The sequence below is a fragment of the Bordetella genomosp. 5 genome (genome assembly GCF_002261475.1).
Lineage (GTDB): Bacteria > Pseudomonadota > Gammaproteobacteria > Burkholderiales > Burkholderiaceae_B > Bordetella.
This window is the reverse complement of the sequence record NZ_NEVN01000002.1, coordinates 352,038-376,928: the sequence shown is the minus strand read 5'-3', so window position 1 is coordinate 376,928 and position 24,891 is coordinate 352,038. Positions and strand designations below refer to the sequence as shown.

General features: G+C 66.8%; 24 protein-coding genes. 16 read left to right on the top strand and 8 right to left on the bottom strand.

Annotated features, from left to right (window positions below; all coding sequences use genetic code 11):
- The first annotated feature begins 98 nt into the window (after positions 1 to 98).
- Entirely contained in the window at positions 99 to 572 is a 474-nt protein-coding gene (locus CEK29_RS05345) for a hypothetical protein (protein ID WP_094857515.1), read from the top strand.
- A 234-nt stretch (positions 573 to 806) separates the two neighbouring features.
- Positions 807 to 1,151, top strand: coding sequence for a virulence factor (locus tag CEK29_RS05340; protein ID WP_094857514.1), 345 nt, complete (start codon positions 807 to 809; stop codon positions 1,149 to 1,151).
- Between the two features lie 262 nt (positions 1,152 to 1,413).
- On the opposite strand, the gene CEK29_RS23805 is transcribed toward CEK29_RS05340, so the two are convergent.
- The 4 genes from CEK29_RS23805 to CEK29_RS05325 form a co-directional block, all read right to left on the bottom strand.
- Entirely contained in the window at positions 1,414 to 1,566 is a 153-nt protein-coding gene (locus CEK29_RS23805) for a hypothetical protein (RefSeq protein WP_170948450.1), read from the bottom strand.
- The gene (locus tag CEK29_RS05335) at positions 1,553 to 1,801 is read right to left on the bottom strand and encodes a hypothetical protein (RefSeq protein WP_094799676.1); all 249 of its coding nucleotides are present in this window, start codon (positions 1,799 to 1,801) and stop codon (positions 1,553 to 1,555) included. The genes CEK29_RS23805 and CEK29_RS05335 overlap by 14 nt, the downstream gene beginning before the upstream one ends.
- A 396-nt stretch (positions 1,802 to 2,197) precedes the next feature.
- Positions 2,198 to 3,547, bottom strand: a complete 1,350-nt coding sequence (serS, locus tag CEK29_RS05330; protein ID WP_094857513.1) for a serine--tRNA ligase — start codon at positions 3,545 to 3,547, stop codon at positions 2,198 to 2,200.
- Positions 3,548 to 3,587: 40 nt separating this feature from the next.
- Positions 3,588 to 4,925: a replication-associated recombination protein A gene (locus CEK29_RS05325; RefSeq protein ID WP_094800191.1), complete on the bottom strand. Its 1,338-nt coding sequence runs from the start codon at positions 4,923 to 4,925 to the stop codon at positions 3,588 to 3,590.
- A 164-nt stretch (positions 4,926 to 5,089) separates the two neighbouring features.
- Between CEK29_RS05325 and CEK29_RS05320 the strand changes: the two genes are divergently transcribed.
- The 9 genes from CEK29_RS05320 to CEK29_RS05280 all read left to right on the top strand — a co-directional run bounded on the left by CEK29_RS05320 (position 5,090) and on the right by CEK29_RS05280 (position 14,705).
- The gene (locus CEK29_RS05320; RefSeq protein WP_094857512.1) at positions 5,090 to 6,367 is read left to right on the top strand and encodes an amino acid deaminase; all 1,278 of its coding nucleotides are present in this window, start codon (positions 5,090 to 5,092) and stop codon (positions 6,365 to 6,367) included.
- A 39-nt stretch (positions 6,368 to 6,406) separates the two neighbouring features.
- Positions 6,407 to 7,969, top strand: a complete 1,563-nt coding sequence (locus CEK29_RS05315) for an ABC transporter substrate-binding protein (protein ID WP_094799679.1) — start codon at positions 6,407 to 6,409, stop codon at positions 7,967 to 7,969.
- Positions 7,970 to 8,078: 109 nt separating this feature from the next.
- The gene (locus tag CEK29_RS05310) at positions 8,079 to 9,020 is read left to right on the top strand and encodes an ABC transporter permease (protein WP_094857511.1); all 942 of its coding nucleotides are present in this window, start codon (positions 8,079 to 8,081) and stop codon (positions 9,018 to 9,020) included.
- A 1-nt stretch (position 9,021) separates the two neighbouring features.
- A complete protein-coding gene (locus tag CEK29_RS05305) occupies positions 9,022 to 9,894 on the top strand; it encodes an ABC transporter permease (protein WP_094857510.1) in 873 nt (290 codons plus the stop codon).
- A 2-nt stretch (positions 9,895 to 9,896) separates the two neighbouring features.
- Positions 9,897 to 10,904, top strand: a complete 1,008-nt coding sequence (locus CEK29_RS05300) for an ABC transporter ATP-binding protein (RefSeq protein ID WP_094857509.1) — start codon at positions 9,897 to 9,899, stop codon at positions 10,902 to 10,904.
- Entirely contained in the window at positions 10,901 to 11,893 is a 993-nt protein-coding gene (locus CEK29_RS05295) for an ABC transporter ATP-binding protein (protein ID WP_094857508.1), read from the top strand. Before CEK29_RS05300 ends, CEK29_RS05295 begins: the two co-directional genes overlap by 4 nt.
- A gap of 31 nt (positions 11,894 to 11,924) precedes the next feature.
- Entirely contained in the window at positions 11,925 to 12,797 is an 873-nt protein-coding gene (locus CEK29_RS05290) for a MurR/RpiR family transcriptional regulator (RefSeq protein ID WP_094799684.1), read from the top strand.
- Positions 12,798 to 12,801: 4 nt separating this feature from the next.
- Positions 12,802 to 14,271: an N-acyl-D-amino-acid deacylase family protein gene (locus CEK29_RS05285; protein ID WP_094857507.1), complete on the top strand. Its 1,470-nt coding sequence runs from the start codon at positions 12,802 to 12,804 to the stop codon at positions 14,269 to 14,271.
- A gap of 11 nt (positions 14,272 to 14,282) precedes the next feature.
- Positions 14,283 to 14,705 (top strand): RidA family protein, encoded by a 423-nt coding sequence (locus tag CEK29_RS05280; RefSeq protein ID WP_094799686.1) that lies wholly within the window; start codon positions 14,283 to 14,285, stop codon positions 14,703 to 14,705.
- A gap of 79 nt (positions 14,706 to 14,784) precedes the next feature.
- On the opposite strand, the gene lolA is transcribed toward CEK29_RS05280, so the two are convergent.
- Together lolA and CEK29_RS05270 are read right to left on the bottom strand one after the other, a co-directional pair.
- Entirely contained in the window at positions 14,785 to 15,438 is a 654-nt protein-coding gene (gene lolA, locus CEK29_RS05275) for an outer membrane lipoprotein chaperone LolA (RefSeq protein WP_255176076.1), read from the bottom strand.
- Positions 15,438 to 17,807, bottom strand: coding sequence for a DNA translocase FtsK (locus CEK29_RS05270; RefSeq protein WP_094857506.1), 2,370 nt, complete (start codon positions 17,805 to 17,807; stop codon positions 15,438 to 15,440). The genes lolA and CEK29_RS05270 overlap by 1 nt, the downstream gene beginning before the upstream one ends.
- A 41-nt stretch (positions 17,808 to 17,848) precedes the next feature.
- Between CEK29_RS05270 and trxB the strand changes: the two genes are divergently transcribed.
- Genes trxB through CEK29_RS05255 form a run of 3 tightly spaced genes read left to right on the top strand, consistent with a single transcriptional unit; the run spans position 17,849 to position 19,824 of the window.
- Complete coding sequence (trxB, locus tag CEK29_RS05265; RefSeq protein WP_094799688.1) at positions 17,849 to 18,808, top strand: thioredoxin-disulfide reductase; 960 nt, start codon at positions 17,849 to 17,851, stop codon at positions 18,806 to 18,808.
- Positions 18,795 to 19,475 (top strand): Smr/MutS family protein, encoded by a 681-nt coding sequence (locus CEK29_RS05260; protein WP_094799689.1) that lies wholly within the window; start codon positions 18,795 to 18,797, stop codon positions 19,473 to 19,475. The genes trxB and CEK29_RS05260 overlap by 14 nt, the downstream gene beginning before the upstream one ends.
- A 19-nt stretch (positions 19,476 to 19,494) precedes the next feature.
- Positions 19,495 to 19,824: a DMT family transporter gene (locus tag CEK29_RS05255; protein WP_094799690.1), complete on the top strand. Its 330-nt coding sequence runs from the start codon at positions 19,495 to 19,497 to the stop codon at positions 19,822 to 19,824.
- A 33-nt stretch (positions 19,825 to 19,857) separates the two neighbouring features.
- Here CEK29_RS05255 and CEK29_RS05250 read toward each other — a convergent pair whose 3' ends face one another.
- Both CEK29_RS05250 and CEK29_RS05245 read right to left on the bottom strand, forming a co-directional pair.
- On the bottom strand, positions 19,858 to 21,936 hold the full coding sequence (locus CEK29_RS05250) for a sodium:solute symporter family protein (RefSeq protein ID WP_094857505.1): 2,079 nt from the start codon (positions 21,934 to 21,936) through the stop codon (positions 19,858 to 19,860).
- Positions 21,936 to 22,262, bottom strand: coding sequence for a DUF4212 domain-containing protein (locus CEK29_RS05245; RefSeq protein ID WP_094857504.1), 327 nt, complete (start codon positions 22,260 to 22,262; stop codon positions 21,936 to 21,938). The genes CEK29_RS05250 and CEK29_RS05245 overlap by 1 nt, the downstream gene beginning before the upstream one ends.
- Positions 22,263 to 23,004: 742 nt before the next feature.
- On the opposite strand from CEK29_RS05245, the gene kdpF reads away from it, so the two are divergent.
- The gene (gene kdpF / locus CEK29_RS05240) at positions 23,005 to 23,094 is read left to right on the top strand and encodes a K(+)-transporting ATPase subunit F (RefSeq protein WP_094799693.1); all 90 of its coding nucleotides are present in this window, start codon (positions 23,005 to 23,007) and stop codon (positions 23,092 to 23,094) included.
- Entirely contained in the window at positions 23,094 to 24,887 is a 1,794-nt protein-coding gene (gene kdpA, locus CEK29_RS05235) for a potassium-transporting ATPase subunit KdpA (protein ID WP_094857503.1), read from the top strand. Before kdpF ends, kdpA begins: the two co-directional genes overlap by 1 nt.
- The last annotated feature ends 4 nt before the right edge of the window (positions 24,888 to 24,891 follow it).

Genomic DNA, 24,891 nt, shown 5'->3' with positions numbered 1-24,891 from the left:
GTCGTCTTGCCACGGCGCCCGCCGCAATCTTCGGGGAAACGCCACCCTGACAATCCGGCCGCGATTGGGGCATACTGCCCCGACACCCAGGAGCCCGGATGAAAGCGCAAGCGCTACCGTTCGCCCAGACTTCCGTACCCGCCATTCTGGCAGGGACCCGGCGCCAGACGCGCCGCATCCTCAAACCCCAACCTCCCCCCCACACCCGCCGCTGGTACAGCGATCCGCGCAGCCCCGAGCGCTGGCTCGCGCTCGCCCAGGAAACGGCGGCGGGCGCGCGTGCGCCGGATCCGTCCAACTGGATCGTGTGCCCCTACGGCCGGCCCGGCACCCTGGTCGCGCTCACGGCGCTCGATGGCACACCCTTCGCGCACGCGTTTCTGCTGGGCATCCGGGTGCAGCGCCTGCAGTCGATCAGCCTGGCCGACGCGCTCGCCGAGGCCTGCACGTCGGTGCAGGACTTCGCCGGAACGTGGTCGGAACGCTACGGTCAGGCGGCCTGGGGCGCCAATCCGTGGGTGTGGGCGCTCGACTTCCGGCTGGCGCGCCCGGACGGTGGTGAGGGAATGTAATTTCTGCCGTCGATTCCACCTTATTCCAGTCGATTTCAGTCGGTTTCAATGCAGGCCCGCCTCCTTGGAGGCGGGCCTGCTGCATTGCGACAATGTCACCGTGGCGGACAGGGGTGTTGGTTGCGGAATGTCGCCATTGCCGCAAGGGCTCGTACAAATACGAGGCCCGAACGCGGGAAAATAGAACCAACGAATCTCTGAACGATGCTGTCCTGGACAGCAAGGTAGGAAAAAATGAAAAAAGCGCTCATTGCCGGTTTCGGTGCCGCCGCCCTCCTTCTCTCGAGTGCAGCGATGGCGCGGGTGGACGTTGGCATCTCGATCGGGGTCCCCGGCGTCATCGTCGCCCCGCCGGTCTATGCCCCGGCGCCGGTGTATGTGGCCCCGCCGCCCGTCTACGCCCCGCCCCCGGTCTACTACCGTCCGCCGCCCGTGTACGTGGCCCCGCCCGTCGTCTATCCGGCGCCGGTCTACTACGGCGGCCCGCGCGGCCACTGGCGCCACGGCGGTCCTCCGGGACACTACCGCGGCAAGGGCCACGGTCATGGTCATGGCCACGGCGACGGCTGGCGCCGCTGAGGCGGCCAGCCCGGTTCGGGGCGCCTCTAGCTGGGTGCCCGGCCAGGGGCGCCCGGCGAGGGGCGCCCGGCGAGGGGCGCCCGACAACGGAAGCCCAGCCGGCGGCCTCACCGGCGAAGCCTCGCGCAGCCGACTCCGTGTACCGCTGGTATAGCCCTTGGCCCGAGACTCGCCCGTCTTGGCAGACCCAGTGTTCTCTCACGGCAGCGCCAGGTATGAAAAAAGCCGCTCTTCGGAGCGGCTTTTGCATCAAGCGCCTGGTTCAGGCGGCAGCCTGGACCGGTTGGGGTTCGAGCTTCTGCACTTGGGATTCGACGTCGGCCACTTCGGCCTGGCGCGGATCTTGGGCGCGGATCGCTTCGATCCAACGGCGCGGGGTGCTGGTGGTTTTCCACCAGCCGTTATGCGGTCGCATGTGCAAACTCCGGTTCACCATTGAAACGTACACCATTGATTTTTTGGAAAATCTGCTGGCTTTCCTGTTCGGCTTCACCTTGGCTCGCGTAGGCTGCCAGGCCGGGGATTTCCCACCCTTTTTCGGGGGCGGTACCGCCAACTCGGCGCGTCCAGACACGGACACTAAATCCGTGACCATCTTGCGGCACTACGCTGCAACGGACTCGAAAATCGCCAATCATTCGTGAAGTCATGGTTAGCTTCCTCTATTGAAATGAAGGGGACATACCTGCCTAGCGAGCTATTGTGCCGCAAGATACGGCCCTTTTAATCGCTTGTACATATTTGTCACATCAATAGCAGCAGTACTGAGAGTCTAGCGGAGCCATAAGACAGAATTATGGCTATCCCCCGCCTCCAGACTACCACTCTTTAGGCGAAGCCCATACAGCAAGTGCCGTGCCTGACCGCGTTTTCCCTGACGAAAATCAGTACAAATCGGTGAAATCGTGCGCGCTGCATCGCCCGATACGCACGCCGCGTGCCGCGCCCTGCCCTCGCGGCGTGCCAAAACGACAAAGCCCGGAGAAAATTCTCCGGGCTCTGCATGGTGCTGCGTGGTGCTGCGGGTGCTGCGGGTGCTGAGCGGATCAGGTCTTGAGCACGGTCAGACCACCCACGTACGGACGCAGCGCCTCGGGCACCACCACGCTGCCGTCGGCCTGCTGGTAGTTTTCGAGCACCGCCACCAGCGCACGACCCACGGCCAGGCCGGAGCCGTTGAGCGTATGCACGAACTCCGGCTTGGCCTGCGGCGTCGGACGGTAGCGCGCCTGCATCCGGCGAGCCTGGAAGTTTTCGCAGTTCGAGATGGACGAAATCTCACGCCAGGTGTTCTGTGCCGGCAGCCAGACCTCCAGGTCGTAGGTCTTGGTGGCGCCGAAGCCCATATCACCGGTACACAGCAGCATGACGCGGTACGGCAGGCCCAGGCGTTGGAGCACCTGTTCGGCGTGGCCGCACATCTGCTCGAGCGCGTCGTACGACTGATCGGGCGCCACGATCTGGACCATTTCGACCTTGTCGAACTGATGCTGGCGGATCATGCCGCGCGTGTCGCGGCCGCCGCTACCCGCTTCGGAGCGGAAGCACGGCGTATGCGCGGTCATGCGGATCGGCAGATCGTTGCCGGCCACGATGCTGTCGCGAACCACGCTGGTGAGCGTGATCTCGGAGGTGGAGATGAGGTATTGGTCTTCGCGCACGAAGGCATTGCCGTGCTCGTCGACCTTGGGATCGTCATCGCCGCCGCCCTTCGAGACCGCGAACATGTCGTCCTTGAACTTGGGCAGCTGGCCGGTGCCGTAGAGCGTGGAGCTGTTGACGATGTAAGGGGTATAGCACTCGGTGTAGCCGTGCTCGCCGGTTTGCAGGTCGAGCATGAACTGCGCCAGGGCGCGATGCAGGCGGGCGATCGGGCCGCGCATGAACGAAAAACGGGCACCCGACAGCTTGGCGGCCGTGTCGAAATCCAGACCGAGCGGCTCGCCCAGCGCAACGTGGTCTTGCGGCGCAAAACCCAGCGGCGCCGGATTGCCGTCGGGGCCGGCGGCCGCGGGCAGCCAGCGGCGCACTTCGACGTTGTCGTCGCTGGACTTGCCGACCGGCACGCTCGCGTGCGGCAGGTTGGGCACCGACATCAGCAGCTCGTTGATCTGTTGCTGCAGCAGGCTCAGCTCTTCTTCGAGCTGCTTCAGGCGGGCCGGCACGGCTTGCGACTCGGCCATCACGGCGGAGGCGTCTTCACCCTTGGCCTTGAGCTGGCCGATCTGCTTGGCCAATGCGTTGCGCCGGGCCTGCAGGGATTCGGTTTCGGTCTGGACGGCCTTGCGGCGAGACTCCAGGTCGTTGAACCGTTCCGTGTCGAAAGAGACGCCTCGGCTTTGGAGACGGTCCACGACGGTTTGCAGGTCTTTGCGCAGCAGTATCGGATCTAGCATGGTTTGGGTCTTAGGTTGATTGGGCGCGAAAGCGGGTGCTTCAGCGCTTCTTGTCGCGCTCTTGCGCGTCGAGCTCGCGCAGGAACGCCAGCTTCTGCTGGATTTTAGCCTCCAGCCCGCGATCGGTCGGCCGATAGAAGCGCGGATTGAGGCCATCGGGGAAATAGTTCTCGCCCGCGGCGTAGCCGTGCGGCTCGTCGTGGGCGTAGCGATAGGCGTGGCCATGGCCCAGTTGCTTCATGAGCTTGGTGGGCGCATTGCGCAGATGCATGGGCACCGGCGCGCTGCCATGCTCGGCGGCGAACTTGCGCGCCGTGTTGTAGGCGTTGTAGACGGCGTTCGACTTGGCCGCACAGGCCATGTAGACCACCGCCTGCGCCAGCGCCAGCTCGCCCTCGGGCGAGCCCAGGCGTTCGTAGATGTCGGCACCGCTCACGGCCAGCTCGGTGGCACGCGGATCGGCCAGACCGATGTCTTCGATCGCCATGCGTACGATGCGCCGGCCCAGATACTTGGGATCGGCGCCGCCATCGAGCATGCGTGCCAGCCAATAAAGCGCCGCGTCGGGCGCCGAGCCGCGCACCGACTTGTGCAGCGCGCTGATCTGGTCGTAGAACGCGTCTCCGCCCTTGTCGAACCGACGCAGGTTCTGCGAGAGCGCCGTTTCGAGCCAGGCCGGATCGACGAGGCGATGGCCGGCGGACTCGGCGGATTCGGCCACCACCTCGACCGCGCTGATCACGCGGCGGGCGTCGCCATCGGCCCACGCGGCCAGCTGTTGCACGGCTTCGGCGTCGAACGTGACGGGCGCCTCTTCGCGGCTCTGGTTGAACGACGCCACGGCGCGCTCGACCAGCTGCGTGAGCTCTTCGACGTTGAGCGATTGCAGCACGTAGACGCGCGCTCGCGACAGCAGTGCCGAGTTCACCTCGAAGGATGGGTTTTCGGTGGTGGCGCCGATGAAGGTGAACAGGCCGCTCTCGACATACGGCAGGAAGGCGTCCTGCTGCGATTTGTTGAAGCGGTGCACCTCATCCACGAACAGGATGGTGCGGCGGCCCTGCCCCTGCGCCACCTGGGCGGTGACGACGGCGTCGCGGATGTCTTTCACGCCACCCAGCACCGCGGAAATCGCGATGAACTGCGCGTCGAAACCATCCGCCATGAGGCGCGCCAGGGTCGTCTTGCCCACCCCCGGTGGTCCCCAGAAAATCATCGAGTGAGGCCGGCCCGAGTCGAAGGCCACGCGCAGCGGCTTGCCCGGACCGAGCAGATGCGATTGCCCGACCACGTCGGCCAGCGTACGCGGCCGCAGGCGTTCGGCCAGCGGCACATAGGGCCGATGGGTGGGATCGGCATCGAACAGATCGTTGCTCATGGGCGACAGCAGAAAAACGAGAAAACCCGGCCGCAGCCGTAGCCCCTCATTACACCATGAGCCCCAACCGGTCCTAGGGAAAATCCCAGCTCCCGCCTGTAAATTATTTTCAGGATAATTTTATTCAGGCCATTTATTGGTAAAAGTTTTCAAGGACGCATCCCATGGCGACTTCCCTGCCGACCCCGCTCCCCCTCGACGCCGACGGCAAAGGCCTGGGACTGTTCGACCCCGCCTGTACCAACGCCCAGGTCGCCGACCTGGGCTGGAATCTGCTGGCGGAAGACGTGAGCCTGCCGGTCGCCGTGCTGTCCGAGAGCCGCGTGCGGCACAACCTGCAGTGGATGCAGCAGTTCATGGAAGCGTACCGCGTCAAGCTGGCGCCGCACGGCAAGACCACCATGAGCCCGACCTTGTTTCGCCGCCAGATCGACAGCGGCGCCTGGGGCATCACGCTGGCCACCGCGCCGCAGACGCAGGCCGCCTACCGCCACGGTGTGCGCCGCGTCCTGATGGCCAACCAGCTGGTCGGCCGGGCCAACATGGCCATCATCGCCCGCCTGCTGCGCGATCCCGAATTCAGTTTCTATTGCCTCGTCGATTCGCCGGCCAATGTCGCCCAGCTTGGGGCCTTTTTCGAGGCCGCGGGGCAGACGCTGCCCGTGCTCATCGAGCTCGGCGTGACGGGCGGGCGCAACGGCGTGCGCGACGACGCGCAGTTGCAGGCCGTGCTCGACGAGCTCGCCAAGTGGCCCGGTGCATTGGCCCTGGCAGGCGTGGAGGTCTACGAAGGCGTGCTGCAGGAAGAGAGCGCCATCCGCGCGTTTCTCGCGCGGGCCGCGTCCACGCTGCGCGCGTTGGCCGACGCGGGCCGCCTGCATCAGGCGGGCCCGGCCCTGCTCACCGGCGCCGGCTCGGCCTGGTTCGACGTGGTCGCCGAGGCATGGTCGGGCCTGGAGATCGGCCAGCCGCTGGATATCGTGCTGCGCCCCGGCTGCTATCTCAGCCATGACGTGGGCATTTACCGCAGCGCCGCCGAGCGCATCGGCGCGCACAACCCGGTGGCGCAACGGCTCGCCCCCGGGTTGCAGCCCGCGCTGCAGGTATGGGCCTATGTCCAGTCGGTGCCCGAGGCTCGCCGCGCGATCGTGGCGCTGGGCAAGCGCGATGCCGCCTTCGACGCGGGCCTGCCGGTGCCCGCCACGGTGTATCGCCCCGGCGCGACGCCCGACAAACCGCGCGCCGCGCCGGCGCACTGGAAACTCACCGCCATGATGGATCAGCACGCCTTCATGGAGATCGAAGCCGGCGATGACATCGTGGTCGGCGACATGATCGCCTTCGACATTTCGCACCCCTGCCTCACATTCGACAAGTGGCGCCAGATCCTGATGATCGACGACGACCACAACGTCACCGGTGTCGCCGAGACCTATTTCTGACCCTGGCAGTTTGTTGTAGTCCCTCCCTGGAGACCACCCATGAATCTGCGCACCACCCGCCCCGCGGGCGGCTTTGGCCGCCTGTTGCTGGCCGGCCTGCTCGGCCTGTCGCTGCATGCCACGCCGGCCCTCGCGGCCGATCCCGTCAAAGGCGGCACCATCTCGGTCGCCACCATCGGCGAGCCGCCCACGCTCGATCCGATGACCAGCACGGCCGATCTGGTCGGCATCGTCTCGCAGCATATCTTCGAGACGCTCTACACCTTCGATGGCAAGTGGAACCTCACGCCGCTGCTGGCCGAGAAGATGCCCGAGATCAGCGCGGATGGTCTGACCTACACCATCGCGCTGCGTCAGGGCATCACGTTCCATGATGGCGCGAAGATGGATTCCGCCGACGTGCTGGCCTCGCTCAAGCGCTGGACCGAAGTGGCTTCGCGCGGCAAGTCGGCCGCCAAGCTCATCAGCGCGATCGAGGCACCGGACGCCAACACGATCAAGATCACGCTCAAGCAGCCCTACGCGCCGCTCACCGCGCTGCTGGCCATGAACAATAGCGCGGCCATCGTGCTGCCCAAGGGCAAGATCGCGCCGCAACTCACCGAGTTCGTCGGCACCGGCCCCTATCAGTTGAAGGCGCGCCTGCCCGATCAATACATCCAGCTCACGCGCTTCGACGGTTATCAATCGCGCCCGGGCGAGCCCGATGGCTACGGCGGCGCACGCAAGCAGTATCTCGACGAGATCCGTTTCGTACCGGTGAGCAATGCGAACACGCGGGTCGAGGCCGCCGTCGCGGGCCAGTTCGATTATGTGGATTCGCTGCCGGTCGAGTCGATCGACAAGCTCAAGAGCGGCCGCTCCGATCCGGTGATGCTGCGGCCGTTCGGCTGGCCGCGCCTGGTGCTCAACACCAAGCAGGGCATCATGTCGAACCTGGCGGTGCGCCAGGCCGTGCAGCTCGCGCTGAACGAAGAAGACATGTTGTTCGCGGCGTTCGGCAAAAAAGAGTTCTACCGTCTGAATGGCGACCTCTATCCGGAAGGCTACCCCTGGGCCACCAAGCTGGGCGACAAGTTCTACAACAAGGGCGACGCCGCCGGCGCGAAGAAGCTCGTGGACGGCGCCAATGTGTCCGATCGCACCATCCGCATCCTCACCAGCCAGCAGTACGAGTTCCATTACAAGATGGCGCTGGTCGCGGCCGAGTATCTGAAGGCCGCCGGCTTCAAGGTCGACATGCAGGTGGTCGACTGGGCCACGCTCACGCAGCGCCGTCAGGATCCCGCCCTGTGGGACATCTTCATTACGCACAGCCCCTTCCTGCCCGAACCCGCGCTGATCGACTTCCCGTCGAAGGACGCCCCGGGCTGGTGGGACACGCCGCGCCGCAATCAGGTGCTCGACGCCTTCAACCAGGCCGGCACGCAGGAAGAGCGCGTGAAGCGCTGGGCGGATGTGCAGCAGGCCGTGTATGACGAAGTGCCCTTCATCAAGGTCGGCGATTTCAACGCGCAGTCGGCGCGCTCGCCCGCCCTGCAAGGCACCCGTCCCGCGCCGTGGCCATACTTCTGGAATGCCTGGAAGGCCGCCGGCAAGTAAGGCGCGCGCCCTGTCGCAAAAGCCGTCGTGAACGGCGGCGCCGGTCTCCGGACCGGCGCCTCGCCCCGCAGTCCCCCGCTACGCGCGTCGACCGAATGAGGAAGTTTCCGTGTTGCGTTATCTCTTGAACCGGCTGGTGGGCCTGGTCGCGGTGATGTTCATCGTGGCCACCATCGTGTTCATCATCATCCGGGTCACGCCGGGGGATCCCGCCGCCGTGATGCTCGGCCCCGAAGCCAGCCAGGCCGACATCTCGGCCCTGCGCGCGCGCCTGGGCCTCGATCAGCCGCTGCCGGTCCAGTACGTGCATTGGCTCGGCCAACTCGCGCAGGGCGATCTCGGCCAATCGATCTTTCTGAACAAGCCCGTGCTGTCGGCACTGACCGACCGCGCCGAGCCGACCTTCTGGCTCACGCTGATGTCGCTACTCATCGCCAGCGCCATCGCGTTGCCGGTGGGCATTCTTTCGGCGGTGAAGCGAGGGACGGCGCTCGACCAGTCGGTCCTGACGTTCTCGATGTTCACCTCCAGCGTGCCGAGCTTCTGGCTGGGGCTGATCCTGATGCAGATCTTCTCGGTCAAACTGGGCTGGCTGCCGGTGGCGGGCTATGGCGGCCCCGATGCCTCGATCGGCACCCGTCTGTCGCACCTGATCCTGCCCGCCGTGGTGCTGGGCCTGGTCAATTCGGCGCTCATCACCCGTTTCATCCGCGCCAGCATGCTCGACGTGCTGCGCGACGATTACGTGCGCACGGCGCGCGCCAAGGGCCTGCCCGAGCATCGCGTCGTGCTAAAGCACGCCGTGCGCAACGCCCTGATTCCGATCCTCACCGTGCTGGGCCTGACCACCGCGCTGCTCATCAGCGGCGCGGTGGTCACCGAGACGGTGTTCGGCCTGCCGGGCGTGGGCAATCTGGTGGTGTCCGCGGTGCTGCGCCGCGACTACCCGGTGATCCAGGGCGCCCTGCTCGTGATCGCCGCGATCTACGTGCTCATCAACTTGTTCATCGACCTGCTGTACCTCGTGGTCGACCCCCGGGTGCGCTACTGATATGGCAATCGCAACGCAAACCATGGATGCCGGTCACGATCGCTGGCAACTGCTCAAACTGCTGGTGGCGCGCAAGACCGTGCTCATCAGCCTGATCGTACTGATCGTGCTGGTCGCGGCCGCCCTGCTCGCGCCCTGGATCAGCCCGCACGACCCGTTCAAGCTGTCGATCATGAACCGGCTCAAGGCGCCGAGCGCCACGAACTGGTTCGGCACCGACGACTTCGGCCGCGATGTGTTCAGTCGCGTGGTGCACGGTGGCCGCCTCTCGCTGTCGGTGGGCTTCGCGGTCGTGGTGCTGTCCAGCGTGCTCGGCATCGCGCTGGGCCTGATCGCCGGGTTCTTCCGCGGCGCCGACAAGTTCGTGTCGCGGCTCATCGACGCCATGATGGCCTTTCCCGACATCCTGCTGGCCATCGCGCTGGTCGCGGCGCTCGGCCCCTCGCTCATCAACGTGGTCATCGCGCTGGGCATCGTCTACACGCCGCGCCTGGCGCGTATCGTGCGGGCATCCACACTGGTGATTCGCGAACTGCCGTTCGTGGAGGCGGCGCGCGCCCTGGGTGTGCCGACCTGGCGCATCGTGACCGTGCACGTGCTGCGCAACCTGGTGTCGCCCATCCTGGTGCAGGGCACGTTCATCTTCGCCTACGCCATCCTGGCCGAAGCCGGTCTGTCGTTTCTGGGCGTGGGCGTCTCGCCCGACATTCCCACCTGGGGCACCATGATCAACGCCGGCCAGCAATACATGGGCTCGGCCGACTGGATCATGATCTTCCCCGGCGTGGCCATCGTGCTGTCCGTGCTGTCGCTGCAACTCGTCGGCGACGGGCTGCGCGATGTGCTGGATCCGCGTCTGCGCAAGGAGCTGTAAGCATGAGCGCCAGCCAACGAGATATCGTGCTGTCCGTGCAAGGACTGCAAACCTGGTTCCACAGCCGCGACGGCGTGGCCAAGTCGGTCGACGGCGTGACCTTCGACCTCGCCCGTGGCGAGACCCTCGCCATCGTGGGCGAATCGGGCTCCGGCAAGTCGGTGACCAGCCTGTCCATCATGGGTCTGCTGCCCAAGCCGGCCGGCCGGATCGAGGGAGGTTCGATCCGCTTCCGTGATCGGCGCGGCGTGGAGCACGACCTCGCGCACGCCAGCGCGGCCACCCTGCAACGCATCCGCGGCGCGGAGATCGCCATGATCTTCCAGGAGCCGATGACCAGTCTCAATCCGCTGTACACGGTGGGCGATCAGATCGCCGAGGCCGTGCTGCTGCACGAAGGCGGCACGCGCGCCGCCGCGATGGCACGCGCGCAGGAGATGCTGGAGCGGGTCGAGATCCCCGCCGCCGCGCGCCGCGTGCACGAGTATCCCCACCAGATGTCGGGCGGCATGCGCCAGCGCGTGATGATCGCGCTGGCCCTGGCCTGCAATCCGGCGGTGCTGATCGCGGACGAGCCGACCACCGCGCTCGACGTGACGGTGCAGGCGCAGATCCTGGACCTGCTGCGCCGCCTGCAGGCCGAGACGGGCATGAGCATTCTGTTCGTCACGCACAACCTCGGCGTGGTGGCCGAGATCGCGCATCGCGTGGCCGTGATGTATGCCGGCCGCGTCGTCGAAGACGCCGGCGTGCACGAGCTCTTCGACCGCCCCAGCCATCCGTACACGCGCGGCCTGCTGTCCTGCATTCCCACGGCCGCCTTGCTGGCCTCGCGCCAGCGGCTGGCGCCGATTCCGGGCAACGTGCCCAGCGTGCTGGCGCTGCCCGACGGCTGTACCTTCGCGCCGCGCTGCCCGCTGGCCTCGAGCGAATGCACGCAGCACGTGCCCGAACTCATCCGCGTTCAGGGCGAGCACCGCGCCCGCTGCATCAAGGTAACCGCCGCATGAACGATACGCACGCTCCCAAGGCGCAGGAACCGCTGCTGCGCGTCGAGGGCCTGAAGGTCCATTTCCCGACCGGTTCGGGCCGCAACGCCCCGGTCGTGCGCGCGGTCGACGACGTGAGCTTCTCCGTGCCGCGCAACAGCATCGTGGGCCTGGTCGGCGAGTCCGGCTCGGGCAAGACCACGACCGGCCGCGCGCTGCTGCGGCTGTTCGCCCCCACCGCCGGCCGCATCGTGTTCGACGGCCACGACATCACCCAGCTCTCCGAAAAGCAGATGCTGCCGTGGCGCAAGCGCATGCAGATCGTGTTTCAGGATCCGTATGCCAGTCTGAATCCGCGCATGACGGTGGCCGAGATTCTGGGCGAGGCGCTCGACACGCACGGCCTGGCGCGCGAACGCCGCGACGAGCGCATCCGCGAACTGCTCGAACGCGTGGGCCTGAACGGCGAGCACCGCCGCCGCTATCCGCACGAGTTCTCGGGCGGCCAGCGTCAGCGCATCGGCATCGCCCGCGCCCTGGCGGTGCAACCCGACTTCATCGTGGCCGACGAACCGGTGTCCGCGCTCGATGTCTCGGTGCAGGCGCAGGTGCTGAATCTGCTGCAAGATCTGCAACGCGACCTCGGCCTCACCATGCTGTTCGTCGCGCACGACCTGGCCGTCGTCGACTACCTCTGCGACGAGGTGGTGGTGATGTACCTGGGGCATGTGATGGAGCGCGGCCCGACCCGCCAGGTCTATGCGAATCCGCGCCATCCCTACACCCAGGCCCTGCTGTCGGCCGCGCCCGTGCCCGATCCCCGCGCACCGCGTTCGCGTATTCTCCTGAAGGGCGAAATTCCGAGTCCGGTCAATCCGCCGTCGGGTTGCGTGTTTCGCACGCGCTGCCCGCACGCCGCCGACGTCTGTGCCAGCGCGCCCCCGCCCGATCAGGATCTGGGCGCGGGTCATTATGCGGCCTGCGTTCGCCTCGACCAGATCGGTGCCTGAGCCTCGCCCGCAAGATTACGGAAACCCACGCATGAACTCCCACCGCGACATCGTCTATCAAATCCGCAGCTGCCGCGACGGCCTGAGCGCCACCGAACGCAAAGTGGCCGACGCGATCCTGGGAGACATTGCCTGGGCCGCCTCGGCCACGGTAGACCAGTTGGCCCAGAAGTCCGGCGTGAGCATCGCCACCATTTCGCGGTTCGCGCGCTCCGCCGGCTGCGACGACACCCGCGACCTGAAGCTGCGGCTCGCGCAGGCGAGCGCCATCGGCGAACGCTTTCTCGATCGCGCCGCGCCCGAAGAAGAGAGCACCTTCTACGCGCGCCTGTGCGCCGACATCGAGTCCACCCTGCGCGCGCATCTCTCGCTCTTCAGCGAAGCGCTGTTCGAACGCGCCGCGGCCCACATCGGCGCGGCGCGCATGACCTACGTGTTCGGCATGGGCGGCGCGTCCGCCGTGCTGGCGCAGGAAATGCAGTCGCGCCTGGTGCGGCTCGGCTATCCGATCGCCGCCTATAGCGACGCGGTGCTGATGCGCATGGTCGCGTCCACGCTCGATGAGCGCGACACGGTGATCTTTCTGTCGGTATCGGGTGTCACGCCCGAGATCCTGGCGGCCGCCCGCATCGTGCAGCAGTACCGCGCCCGCGTCGTGGCGCTGACCGACCCCGACTCCACGCTGGCAGGCATGGCCGACGTGGTACTGCCGGTGCGCGCCGACGAGACCGATTTCATCTACAAGCCTTCCGCCTCGCGCTACGCCATGCTGCTCGCGATCGACCTGCTCGCCACCGAGCTCGCGCTGGCCCGCCAGGACGAAACGCAGGAGCGGCTGCGCCGCATCAAGCTGGCGCTCGACGAATACCGCGGCGGCCCCAACCGGCTGCCGCTGGGAGATTGACACGATGTACGACACCCTGATTCGCGGCGCGCGCGTGCTCGACGGCACCGGCGCGCCCGCGATCCACGCCGACGTGGCGCTGGCGGATGGGCGTATCGCCGCCATCGGCGATCTATCGGGCGCCCGTGCCCGCGACGAGATCGACGCGGCGGGCCTCGTGCTCGCCCCCGGCTTCATCGATGTGCACACCCACGACGACACCAACGTCATCCGCGCGCCGCAGATGCTGCCCAAGCTGACGCAGGGCGTCACGACCGTGATCGTGGGCAACTGCGGCATCAGCGCCTCGCCCGTCACGCTCAAGGGCGAGCCACCCGACCCGATGAATCTGCTGGGCGGCGCGCAGGATTTCCGCTACCCCACCTTCAAGGCCTATACCGAAGCGGTGAATGCCGCCCAGCCCGCCGTGAACGTGGCCGCGCTGGTCGGGCACACCGCGCTGCGCAGCAACCACATGGATCGCCTCGACCGGGGCGCCACCGCCGCCGAGGTCGACGCCATGCGCGCGCAGCTGCGCGAGGCCCTGGAGCACGGCGCCATCGGTCTCTCCACCGGTCTGGCCTACGCGTCGGCCTTCGAAGCGAGCACCGACGAGGTCAAGGCGCTGGCGACGGAGCTGGACGCGCACGGGGCGCTGTACACCACCCATCTGCGCTCCGAGTTCGCCGAGATTCTCGAGGCCATGCAGGAGGCCTTCGACATCGCGGTGCACGCCCGCGTGCCCGTCATCGTGTCGCATCTGAAATGCGCCGGGGCGGGCAACTGGGGCCGCAGCTCGGAAGTGCTGTCCCTGTTGGACACCGCCGGCAAGATGCAGGCGGTGGGCTGCGACTGCTACCCCTACTCGGCCAGCTCGTCCACGCTGGACCTCAAACAGGTCACGACCGATTTCGAGATCGATATCACCTGGTCGACGCCGCATCCCGAGATGGCCGGCCGCACGCTCGCCGACATCGCAGCCGCGTGGGATCTGCCGCTGCTCGACGCGGCGCGGCGCCTGCAGCCCGCCGGCGCCGTCTACCACGGCATGCACGAAGACGACGTGCAGCGCATCCTGCGCCACCGCCTGACCATGGTCGGCTCCGACGGCCTGCCGAACGATCCGTTGCCCCATCCGCGCCTGTGGGGCGCATTTCCGCGGGTACTCGGCCATTACAGCCGCGACCTCGGCCTGTTTCCGCTCGAGGAAGCCGTGCACAAGATGACGGGCCTGTCCGCCCGCCGCTTCGGCCTGGCCGAGCGGGGCGAGCTCCGCGCGGGCTGGCACGCCGATCTGGTGCTGTTCGACCCGGCCACCATCCGCGACACCGCCACCTTCCGCGCCCCGGTGCAGCCCGCCGCCGGCATCGCCGGCGTGTGGGTCAACGGCGTCCTGTCGTATCGTGATGGCCAGCCCGGCCCGCGACGCGCCGGACGCTGGCTGCCGCGCGCGGGCGACCTGCGCGCGGGCTTTGCCGCCCCCGACTTATCCTGAAGGAGAATTCCATGAGCAATACCCCTCCCGCCGCCGACGCCAACGGCATCATCCGCTACGGCGTGTCCGGCGGCACCGGCCAGGGCGGCCAGAACATGCCGTTCGCACGCGCGGTTCAGGCCGACGGCTGGCTGTACGTGTCGGGCCAGGTGCCCATGGAAAACGGCGAGGTGGTCGAAGGCGGCGTGGTCACGCAGTCGCACGTGGCCATCCGCAACCTTCTGGCCATCCTGCAGGAAGCCGGCTACGGCCCGGAGAACGTGATCCGCTGCGGCGTCTGGCTCGACGATCCGCGCGATTTCGCGGCGTTCAACAAGGTGTTCCGCGAGTACTTCGGCGACCATCCCCCCGCGCGTGCCTGCGTGGAGTCGCGCCTGGTAATCGACGCCAAGGTTGAAGTGGAATGCGTGGCGTATAAAAAACCGGGCGCGTGATCGACACGGCGCCCGGCAGGTGGAGGCTGGCCGCGCCAGCCCCGGCGCGCATGCCTCTGGCATGCGCGCGCAGGTCAGATCACATCTTCACGACGTCCACGCCCTTGGGCGCGGTGAAGGCGAAGGTATCCGCCGAAATCGTGGCGTTGGACTGAATCCCCGAGAGCTCGACCCGGGTGGTCTGGCCGAACGAATCCAGCAACTCCACGCGCGCCGGCAGGTTGTTTTTCAGGCCGATATCGACCTGCGAAAAACCCGCATCGGCGTTGCGCGGCTTGGCACGCAGCCATTGCATGCCATCGCGGTCCGGCATCGGCGTGACGTTGAACGCCTGCTCCAGATTGCCCGACCCGAACAGAATCGCCGCCGGCGACGTGCCGATGGCCTGGTCGACCTTGCGCTCGGTGACCTGCGCGAGATCGGGGTCGTACTGGTAGACCTGCTTGCCATCCGACACGATAAGTTGCTCGTACGGCTGCTTGACCGCCCAGCGGAACTTGCCGGGTCGCTGGAACGCGAACGTGCCCGACTGGGCAGGCTGCGTGCGGCCCTGCGCACCCACGGTGGACTGGGTAAAGTTGCCGGTCGCGGTCTTGACGGTGTCGACGAAGGCGCGCAACTGCGCCTGGGCGTCGGCGGCCAGGCTGACGCCCGGCAGCAGGGCTGCGCTGGCGAGCAGCGCCGCCAGGCCGAAACGGGTGCCGCGCAGGGCGGCGGACATACGATTGCGCATCAGGCTTCCTCTCGGGCCGGCACCAGGATCTCCCGGTTGCCGTTTGACTGCATGGGAGACACCATACCTGCCTGCTCCATTTGCTCGAGTAACCGTGCGGCACGGTTGTAACCAATCCGCAGGTGACGCTGAACGAGCGAGATGGATGCACGGCGGTGCTTGAGCACCACTTCGCAGGCCTGGTCATACATGGGATCCGACTCGGCGTCGCCCATGCCGGTGACCGAACTCATGCCCTCGCCGGTCTCGCCTTCGGCGCCCTCGAGCAGACCGTCGACATAGTTGGGCTCGCCCTGCGCCTTCAGGTACTCGACCACGCGATGGACTTCGTCGTCGTGGACGAAGGCGCCGTGGACGCGCACCGGCAGGCCGGTGCCGGGCGGCATGTAAAGCATGTCGCCCTGGCCGAGCAGGGTTTCGGCGCCCATCTGATCGAGAATGGTGCGCGAGTCGATCTTGGACGACACCTGGAACGCGATCCGGGTCGGGATGTTGGCCTTGATCAGGCCGGTGATCACGTCGACGCTGGGACGCTGGGTGGCGAGCACCAGGTGGATCCCCGCCGCGCGGGCCTTCTGGGCCAGGCGCGCGATCAGCTCTTCGATCTTCTTGCCGACCACCATCATCAGGTCGGCCAGCTCGTCGATCACCACCACGATGTGCGGCAGCGTGTTGAGCGGCTCGGGCGCGTCGGGCGTGAGCGAGAATGGGTTGGGGATAGGCTCTTCGCGCTTGATGGCGTCGCGGATCTTGGTGTTGTAGCCGGCCAGGTTGCGCACGCCCATCTTGCTCATGAGGCGGTAGCGCTTTTCCATTTCGCCCACGCACCAGTTGAGCGCGTTGGCGGCGTGGCGCATGTCGGTGACCACCGGCGCCAGCAAATGCGGGATGCCCTCGTAGACGCTCATTTCGAGCATCTTGGGGTCGATCAGGATCACGCGGGTGTGATTGGCATCGGCCTTGTAGAGCAGCGACAGGATCATGGCGTTGATCCCGACCGACTTGCCCGAGCCGGTCGTACCGGCGACCAGCACGTGCGGCATCTTGGCCAGATCGGCCACGACCGGATTGCCGGCGATGTCTTTGCCCAGCGCCATCGTGAGCGGCGAGTGGCTCGAATGATAAGTTTGCGAGCCCAGGATCTCGGAGAGCCGCACCATCTGGCGCCGCGGGTTCGGCAGCTCCAGGCCCATCAGGTTTTTGCCCGGGATGGTCTCGACCACGCGGATGCTCACCAGGCTCAGCGCCCGCGCCAGATCCTTGGCGAGGTTCACGATCTGGCTGCCCTTCACGCCCGTGGCGGGCTCGATCTCGTAGCGCGTGATGACCGGACCGGCCTGCGCCGCCACCACCGTGACCGACACGCCGAAGTCGGCCAGCTTCTTTTCGATGAGGCGCGAGGTGAACTCGATGGTCTCGGCCGACACCGTCTCCTGCTGGTCGAGCGGGGGATCGAGCAGGCTGATGGTCGGCAGATCGCCCTCGCCCGCCGGCGGGGCGAAGAGGCTTTGCTGCTTTTCTTTTTCGACCCGGTCGGAGCGCGGCACCACGGTGATGGCGGGCTCGATACGCACCGGCTGCTCGTGCACCAGCTTTTCCTGTTTAGCCACGACCTGCTCGGTGCGCTCCGCCTGGGCGACCTCACCCACCTTGCGGTCCTGGCGTGCCGAGATCGCCTCGCGCGCCTGGCGCACCAGCCCTTCGATCCAGGCGCCGACGCGTTCGGCGACCTGCAGCCAGGAGAACGAGAAAAAGAGGCTCATGCCCACGGCCACCATCACCAGCAGCACCAGGGTGCCGCCGGTGAAGCCCACGCCGCGCGCCAGGGCGCCGGCCAGCATCTGCCCGATCACGCCGCCCGCGCCGCTCTCGCCGTCGGTACCGCCGGGCAGATGCATGCCCCAGCTGTACAAGCGGAGGGCCTCGATGCCCAGCGAACCCACCAGCAGCAGCACGAAACCGATGCCCTCTTCCCAGTGCACCCGGGGCAGGACCTCGGGCTGACGACCGCTGCCGGTGGCCGGCACGCGCAGCTGCGACGCCAGGCGCCGGTAGCCCGCGCGCACCCGGTGCAGCAGCAGAACGACCCACCACCAGGCGGAAAATCCGAACAGATAGAGGAGGATGTCGGCGAGATAGGCGCCTAATGTGCCGCCCTTGTTGTGGATCGAGCCGGTGGAGACCGAGTGCGACCAGCCGGGATCGGCGGCGTTCCAGGTGGCCAGAACCAGCGTGAGCCAGGCGGCCAGCGCGGCGAACAGGATCCAGCGAGCCTCGCGCAGCAACGCCGAAATACGCGTCTGCAAGGGAGAGGGCCCGTTACGGGTGTTGCGCGAGGCGCGTGGGGAGGCATTGGAAATACGGGGCATGCGCCTCATTATAATTGGGCATCCTTCTAAAGATACTCGTCATGTCCACGCCCAAACACGCCAAAGTACTGATTCTCGGTTCCGGCCCCGCCGGCTACACCGCCGCCGTCTACGCCGCCCGCGCCAATCTCAACCCCGTGCTGGTCACCGGCCTGGCCCAAGGCGGCCAGCTCATGACCACGACCGAAGTCGACAACTGGCCCGCCGACGTGGCCGGCGTCCAGGGTCCGGAGCTGATGCAGCGCTTCCAGCAGCACGCCGAGCGCTTCAACACCGAGATCATTTTCGACCACATCGCCAGCGTGGACTTTTCCAAGCGTCCGTTCACCCTCACGGGCGATACCGGCAACCAATACACCTGCGACGCCCTGATCATCTCCACCGGCGCCTCGGCCAAGTACCTGGGCCTGCCCTCCGAAGAGAGCTTCATGGGCCGTGGCGTGTCCGGCTGCGCCACCTGCGACGGCTTCTTCTACCGCAACCAGGACGTCGTCGTGGTGGGTGGCGGCAACACCGCCGTCGAAGAAGCCCTGTACCTGTCCAATATCTGCCGCAAGGTCACCGTGATCCATCGCCGCGACAAATTCCGCGCCGAGCCGATCCTGGTCGACAAGATGATGGACAAGGTCGCCAACGGCAACATGGAGCTCAAGCTGTTCCATACCCTCGACGAAGTGCTCGGCGACGCCTCCGGCGTGACCGGCGTGCGCGTGCGCCACACCGACACCGGCGAAACCGAAGACCTGGCCGTCACCGGCGCCTTCATCGCGATCGGCCACCAGCCCAACACCGGCATCTTCGAAGGCCAGCTCGAGATGAAGGACGGCTACATCGTCACCAAGAGCGGCCTGCAGGGCATGGCCACCATGACCTCCGTGCCGGGCGTGTTCGCCGCCGGCGACGTCCAGGACCACGTCTACCGCCAGGCCATCACCAGCGCCGGCACCGGCTGCATGGCCGCGCTCGACGCCCAACGGTGGCTGGAGAATGCGGGGGAATAAGGCTGGGCTGGCCGATCTCAAACGGCTCCAGACCCAGCTCAACGACGAACGCCAGCGCAAGGAGGCCGCCGAGAAAGTGGCCGCCGCCGAGCGCGCCAGGCTCTCCTCCCCCGACGACCTCGCGTCGTTCCGCCGCGCGATGCAGTCGGTCACGCCCATCAAGGACGGCGGCCGGCGCGCCGCGCCGGAGCGCAAGCCCGATGCGCTGAGCGAGGCCGTGGCTTCGCGCCGTGCCCATGCCCAGGGCGAAACCCCGCGGCGGGCCGATCAGGGCGTGTCCGACGGCGGCGACGTGGCGCATCTGCTGAGCGAAAACGGCACGGCCTTCGTGCGGCACGACGCCGCCCCCGATACGGCGCGCAACCTGAAGCGGGGCCAGTGGCGCGTCGGCGCCGAGCTCGACCTGCACGGCCTGCGCGTCGAACAGGCCCGCCACGCGGTGCTGTCCTTCCTCGACGAATGCCTCGAGCACGAAATCCGCTGCGTGCGCATCGTGCACGGCAAGGGCTATGGGTCGGGGCTGGAGCCCGTGCTCAAGGACAAGGTCCGCACCTGGCTGGTCCAGAAAAAAGAAGTGATGGCCTTCTCCGAGGCCATGGAGCGCGAAGGCGGCGCCGGCGCCCTGCTCGTGCTGATGCGCCTGTCGGGCGAAGCGCCCCGCGCCTAGGCAGAAAGCGATGATTGCAATGAAGTGGGTCTACCTGGGCGTGGCCATCATCGCCGAGATCATCGCCACCAGCGCGCTGAAGTCCTCCGAGGGCTTCACGCGCCTGTGGCCGTCCGTGCTCACCGTGGCCGGCTACGGGGTGGCCTTTTATTTCCTGTCGCTCACGCTGCGCGAAATACCGGTCGGCGTGGCCTACGCGATCTGGTCGGGCGTGGGCATCGTGCTGATCTCGCTGGTCGGGCTGGTGCTGTTTCGCCAGACGCTCGATGCCGCCGCCATCGTCGGCATGGCATTGATCGTGGCCGGTGTGGTCGTGATCAACCTGTTCTCGAAAACGGCGGGCCACTGAGCCCCGGCCTTCGCGTTCGAAGGCCGGCCTGCCTCACCGCGGCGGACGTCCGTTGCCCGGCTCGCGCAGATAATCCACCAGGGCCAGCGTGGCCCGGTCGGGCGCGGGCGTGAGCAGCGACACGACGATGATCGTGAGGAACGCCACCGGCGCGCCGAACACCCCGGCCGCGATCGGCTGAATGCCCCACCACAGCTCCACGGGCTGCGCCCGCGACACGCCGAAGACCCATTCGCGCAGCCAGGGCTGGGTGTGCGCCATATAGGCGAAGGTCGTGAGCAGGCCGGCGGCCATGCCCAGCGTTGCGCCCCATTTGTTGGCCCGGCGCCAGAAGATTCCCATCACCAGCGCCGGAAAGAACGACGACGCGGCGAACGAGAATGCCGCGGACACCATGAACAGAATGTCGGCCGGTTTACGGGCCGCCACCCAGGCCGCGCCGAACGCCACCAGCAGCAGCAGGATCTTCGAGGCCATCACCCGGCGCGCGGCCGACATGCGCGGCGCCAGCACCCGGTAGCCCATATCGTGCGACAGCGAGTTCGATAGCGTGAGCAGCAGGCCGTCGGCGGTGGAGAGCGCGGCGGCCAGCCCGCCGGCCGCGACCAGGCCGGAAATCACGTAGGGCAGCCCGCCGATCTCCGGCATGGCGAGCACCACCACGTCGGCGCCCATATTGATTTCGCCCAGCTGCACGATGCCGTCGCGGTTGACGTCGAGCACCTCGAGCAGATTGGTGTCGACGGCACTCCAGGCGTGGACCCAATTCGGCAGACTCAGAAAGCTGGTGCCCACGACCTGGGTATAGACCTCGTACTTCACCAACACCGCGAGCGCGGGCGCCATGAAGTAGAGCAGCAGAATGAACAGCAGCGACCAGCAGACCGAACGGCGCGCGTCGCCGACCGAGGGCGTGGTGTACGAGCGCATCAGGATATGCGGCATGCCCGCCGTGCCCAGCATCAGGCACAGCACCAGTGCCAGGAAGTTGGTCCGCATGGCCTCGCGCTCGCGCGGATCGGCCGCGGGATACGGCTCGGCATGCGGCACGGGGGGCGACCCGCGCGCCTCGTAGGCGGCGCGCGCCTGCGACCACAGCACGCGGGCGTCCTCGGCCGTGGCTGGATAACCCGCCAGCTCGCGCTCGAGCGAACGGATCTCGACCATCGGCGCGTCGCTGGCCGTGAGCTCGGCCAGCCGCTTGCGCAGCCGGTCGCGTTCGCGGCCGAGCGAGTCCGGCAGGGCCTCGAGCCGCTGCGTCATTTCGGCGGCCCGCTCGCGCCAGAGCCTGCGCACTTCGAGCTCGGACAGGTCGTTGCGCAGATAGACCTCTTTTTCGGTGATCTCCTGCAGGATCACCCCGGCCGACATCTGCGGCACCGGCGTATCGGTGTGCTTGACCGATAACCAGATCACCGGGACCAGGTAAGCGATCACGAGAATGATGTATTGCCCCACCTGGGTCCAGGTGACCGCGCGCATGCCGCCCAGAAATGAACATACGAGCATGCCGCCCAGCGCCACGAAAATGCCGAGCTCGAACGAGATGCCGGTGAGCCGCGTGGTGATGATGCCCACGCCGTAGATCTGCGCGACCAGATACGTGAACGAACACAAAATGGCGCAGGCCACGCCCGCGAGACGGGGCAGATTGCCGCCGTAGCGCACCCCCATGAAATCCGGGATCGTGTACTGGCCGAACTTGCGCAGATATGGCGCGAGCAGCAAGGCCACGAGCACGTAGCCGCCGGTCCAGCCCATGATGTAGGCCAGCCCGCCGTAGCCGGACAGATAGAGCGTACCGGCCACGCCGATGAACGAGGCGACCGACATCCAGTCGGCCGCGGTGGCCATGCCGTTGTAGAAGGCCGGCACGCGCCGGCCCGCCACGTAGTACTCGACCTGATCCGAGGTGCGGCACACAATGCCGATGCCCGCATAGAGGCTCACCGTGACCAGCAGAAAGACATAGCCGATCCAGTTGCGCGGCATGCCCATCACTTCGAACAGGGCGAGAAACAGCACCAGCAGCAGAAACCCTGCCGTATAGAGGACGTAGATGCTGCGCAGCCGGCGCTCGAATTCCTTGGGCGTGTTGCCGCTAAATGGCATCAGCGCTCCCGCGAGGCAGTGCGTGGGTCGAACGGCCCGTGCGAGGCCTCCGGCACGTCGATCTGAGCGGCTTCGTCATCGGCACGCTCGTCCTGGCGCCGCATGACCCAGGCGTAGATGCCGATAAGAATCAGGTAGGCCAGCGGTGCGCCGTAAGCGGCCATCCAGAACGAGAACGGCCAGCCGATGAAAGAGAAGGTGAGTTCGCGGGCGAAGTAGGCCGGCACGAAGGTGACGAGGGCCCAGACCGCGAGCAGCAACGCGATCAGGCGCACGTTACGGCGCCAATAGGGAGTCGCTTGTGTCGAGACGCGAAATTCCGGCATGAAGGACCTGAATAGCGCGAAAACGCAGCGTTTGCCGCCTGCGCTTCCGGAAATGCTTTGCCGGGCTGTGCCGGACTACGCCTTTACCGGATCTGCAAGCGACAACGGCTGGCACGATGTGCCAGCCGTTGTGCGTTTTGCTTTTTATTTTTGGGTACTGCTCATTTTTATATACCGGTGCCGCCGGTGTTGCTCATGCAGAGCGTTTGTCTCCTCACCTGCATGGGAAGAGATTCTGCACCAACTACGGGCCTGTCACACTAGGGGAATGCCCTAAGACGGCGCATTTATTTACTTATTGCCTGCACTGATATGGTGCATTTCATGGCAAATCGCTGAAATCGTCCGTGATTTACGCCTTAAAACACGGCTCCCGCCCCATTTATCGGGACAACCGGCCCGAAATCGCGCGGCCGACTCGCCCAGTCCTGTCCGCCGGCTGGCGCACCAAAATGGGGCAAAACCTCCCCTAGCCCCGCCCTTAACCCGCAGGCTGCGCGCCCCGCGCAGGCGGCGTCTTTATACGGCGTTTATATCCGGCACGCCAAGGTTTATCCCGTTTTTACGCCCCGTTTTCTAAGCTGCGCGGCATCGGGTCGAGCCTGTGCGGCCGACCCCGTGTTGGGGCTCGGCCCCGGAGAAAACGCATGGATATTTTTTATATCGCCCTTCTCGCCCTGCTTGCCGGTCTGACCTGGGGCCTGATCCGTTTCTGCGACGCCCTCCGCGAGGGAGCCCGGCCATGAACCTGCTCTACCTCCTGAGCGGCATCGTGGCGGCGCTGCTCTTCGTCTACTTGCTGGTCGCCCTCTTCAAACCGGAGAAATTCTGATGGACAACGGATTTCTGGGATTGCTGGGGCTCTATCTGGCCGCCCTGCTGTGCCTGGCGCCCTTTCTCGGGCGCTATATCCACCGTGCGATCGAGGACGGCGCCTACCGGGGCACCGCGTGGGGCCGCCCGCTCGAACGCCTGCTCTATCGCGTCGCCGGCATCGACCCGGCGGCCGGAATGGGCTGGCGGCGCTATGCCAGCGCCGTGGTGCTGTTCAACGTGCTGGGGCTGATCGCGGTGTACGGGCTGCAGCGGCTGCAGGGCGGGCTGGGGCTGAACCCGGCGGGCCTGGACGCCGTGGCGCCGGACTCCGCTTTCAACACGGCCATCAGCTTCGTCTCCAACACCAACTGGCAGGGCTACGCCGGCGAAGCCACGATGAGCTATCTGACGCAGATTCTGGCGCTCACCGTCCAGAACTTCCTGTCGGCCGCGACGGGCATCGCCGTGCTGTTCGCGCTCATCCGCGGCCTCGCACGGCACAACAGCGCCACGCTGGGCAATTTCTGGACCGATATGGTGCGGGGCACGCTGTATGTGCTGATGCCGCTCGCGCTGGTGTTCACGCTCGCGCTGGTAAGCCAGGGCGTGATTCAGAACCTGTCGCCCTATGCCGAGGTGCAGACGCTGCAGGCGCAGCAGTACGACGCGCCGCGTCTCGACGAACGAGGCCAGCCTCTGCTCGACGCGGCCGGCAAGCCGCTGACCGACTCGGTCACCACGCAGCGGCAAACGATCGCAATGGGACCGGTGGCATCGCAAGAAGCGATCAAGCTGCTCGGCACCAACGGCGGCGGCTTCTTCAACGCCAACTCGTCCCACCCGTACGAGAACCCCACCGCGCTCAGCAACTTTCTCGAAATGCTGGCGATCTTTCTGATCCCGGCCGCGCTGTGCTTCAGCTTCGGCGAGATGGTCGGCAATCGCAGACAGGGCATCGCGGTACTGGCGGCCATGACCCTGCTGTTCGTCGCGTTCGCGCTGCTCACCCAGTATGCGGAGCAGCGCGATACGCAGGCGCTGGCCGCCAGCGCGCAGCAGGTACCGCTGGCGCTGGCGGGCAATCTCGAGGGCAAGGAGGTTCGCTTCGGCCTTGCCGCCACCACCTTGTTCGCCACGATCACCACCGCCGCGTCGTGCGGCGCCGTGAACGGCATGCACGACTCGTTCTCCGCGCTCGGCGGCCTGCCGCCCATGCTGCTGATGCAGTTGGGCGAGGTGGTGTTCGGCGGCGTGGGCTCGGGCCTGTACGGCATGCTGGCCTTCGCCGTGCTGGCGGTGTTTCTGGCGGGCCTGATGATCGGCCGCACGCCCGAGTATCTCGGCAAGAAGATCGAGGCATACGACATGAAGATGGTGGCCATCGTGATCCTGGCGACGCCGCTGCTCGTGCTGCTGGGCACCGCGCTGGCGGTGAGCCTGGGCGCAGGCCAGGCCGGCGTGCTCAATCCCGGCACGCACGGCTTCTCGGAAATCCTCTACGCCTTCTCTTCCGCCGCCAACAACAACGGCAGCGCATTCGCCGGCCTCTCGGCCAACACGCCGTTCTACAACGCGGCGCTGGGTCTGGCGATGTGGTTCGGCCGTTTCGCCGTGATCGTGGCCATCCTCGGCCTGGCGGGTTCGCTCGGCGCGAAGCCGCGTCTGCCCGACGGGCCCGGCACCATGCCCACCGCCGGCCCGCTCTTCGTCGTGCTGCTGATCGGCGCCGTGCTGCTGGTGGGCGCCCTGACCTACGTACCCGCGCTGGCGCTTGGCCCCGTGGCCGAACACCTGCAGGCGCACCTGTGATCGC

Bases quoted from the DNA above. Each gene is read 5' to 3' on its own strand.
- CEK29_RS05255 (WP_094799690.1), top strand. From the start codon at position 19,495: ATGAAGTGGGTCTACCTGGGCGTGGCCATCATCGCCGAGATCATCGCC.
- CEK29_RS05295 (WP_094857508.1), top strand. From the start codon at position 10,901: ATGAACGATACGCACGCTCCCAAGGCGCAGGAACCGCTGCTGCGCGTC.
- CEK29_RS05290 (WP_094799684.1), top strand. From the start codon at position 11,925: ATGAACTCCCACCGCGACATCGTCTATCAAATCCGCAGCTGCCGCGAC.
- kdpA (WP_094857503.1), top strand. From the start codon at position 23,094: ATGGACAACGGATTTCTGGGATTGCTGGGGCTCTATCTGGCCGCCCTG.
- kdpF (WP_094799693.1), top strand. From the start codon at position 23,005: ATGAACCTGCTCTACCTCCTGAGCGGCATCGTGGCGGCGCTGCTCTTC.
- CEK29_RS05325 (WP_094800191.1), bottom strand. From the start codon at position 4,925: ATGAGCAACGATCTGTTCGATGCCGATCCCACCCATCGGCCCTATGTG.
- CEK29_RS05270 (WP_094857506.1), bottom strand. From the start codon at position 17,807: ATGCCCCGTATTTCCAATGCCTCCCCACGCGCCTCGCGCAACACCCGT.
- CEK29_RS05280 (WP_094799686.1), top strand. From the start codon at position 14,283: ATGAGCAATACCCCTCCCGCCGCCGACGCCAACGGCATCATCCGCTAC.
- trxB (WP_094799688.1), top strand. From the start codon at position 17,849: ATGTCCACGCCCAAACACGCCAAAGTACTGATTCTCGGTTCCGGCCCC.
- CEK29_RS05340 (WP_094857514.1), top strand. From the start codon at position 807: ATGAAAAAAGCGCTCATTGCCGGTTTCGGTGCCGCCGCCCTCCTTCTC.
- CEK29_RS05250 (WP_094857505.1), bottom strand. From the start codon at position 21,936: ATGCCATTTAGCGGCAACACGCCCAAGGAATTCGAGCGCCGGCTGCGC.
- CEK29_RS05285 (WP_094857507.1), top strand. From the start codon at position 12,802: ATGTACGACACCCTGATTCGCGGCGCGCGCGTGCTCGACGGCACCGGC.
- CEK29_RS05245 (WP_094857504.1), bottom strand. From the start codon at position 22,262: ATGCCGGAATTTCGCGTCTCGACACAAGCGACTCCCTATTGGCGCCGT.
- CEK29_RS05320 (WP_094857512.1), top strand. From the start codon at position 5,090: ATGGCGACTTCCCTGCCGACCCCGCTCCCCCTCGACGCCGACGGCAAA.
- CEK29_RS05345 (WP_094857515.1), top strand. From the start codon at position 99: ATGAAAGCGCAAGCGCTACCGTTCGCCCAGACTTCCGTACCCGCCATT.
- lolA (WP_255176076.1), bottom strand. From the start codon at position 15,438: ATGCGCAATCGTATGTCCGCCGCCCTGCGCGGCACCCGTTTCGGCCTG.
- serS (WP_094857513.1), bottom strand. From the start codon at position 3,547: ATGCTAGATCCGATACTGCTGCGCAAAGACCTGCAAACCGTCGTGGAC.
- CEK29_RS23805 (WP_170948450.1), bottom strand. From the start codon at position 1,566: ATGCGACCGCATAACGGCTGGTGGAAAACCACCAGCACCCCGCGCCGT.
- CEK29_RS05305 (WP_094857510.1), top strand. From the start codon at position 9,022: ATGGCAATCGCAACGCAAACCATGGATGCCGGTCACGATCGCTGGCAA.
- CEK29_RS05315 (WP_094799679.1), top strand. From the start codon at position 6,407: ATGAATCTGCGCACCACCCGCCCCGCGGGCGGCTTTGGCCGCCTGTTG.
- CEK29_RS05335 (WP_094799676.1), bottom strand. From the start codon at position 1,801: ATGACTTCACGAATGATTGGCGATTTTCGAGTCCGTTGCAGCGTAGTG.
- CEK29_RS05300 (WP_094857509.1), top strand. From the start codon at position 9,897: ATGAGCGCCAGCCAACGAGATATCGTGCTGTCCGTGCAAGGACTGCAA.
- CEK29_RS05260 (WP_094799689.1), top strand. From the start codon at position 18,795: ATGCGGGGGAATAAGGCTGGGCTGGCCGATCTCAAACGGCTCCAGACC.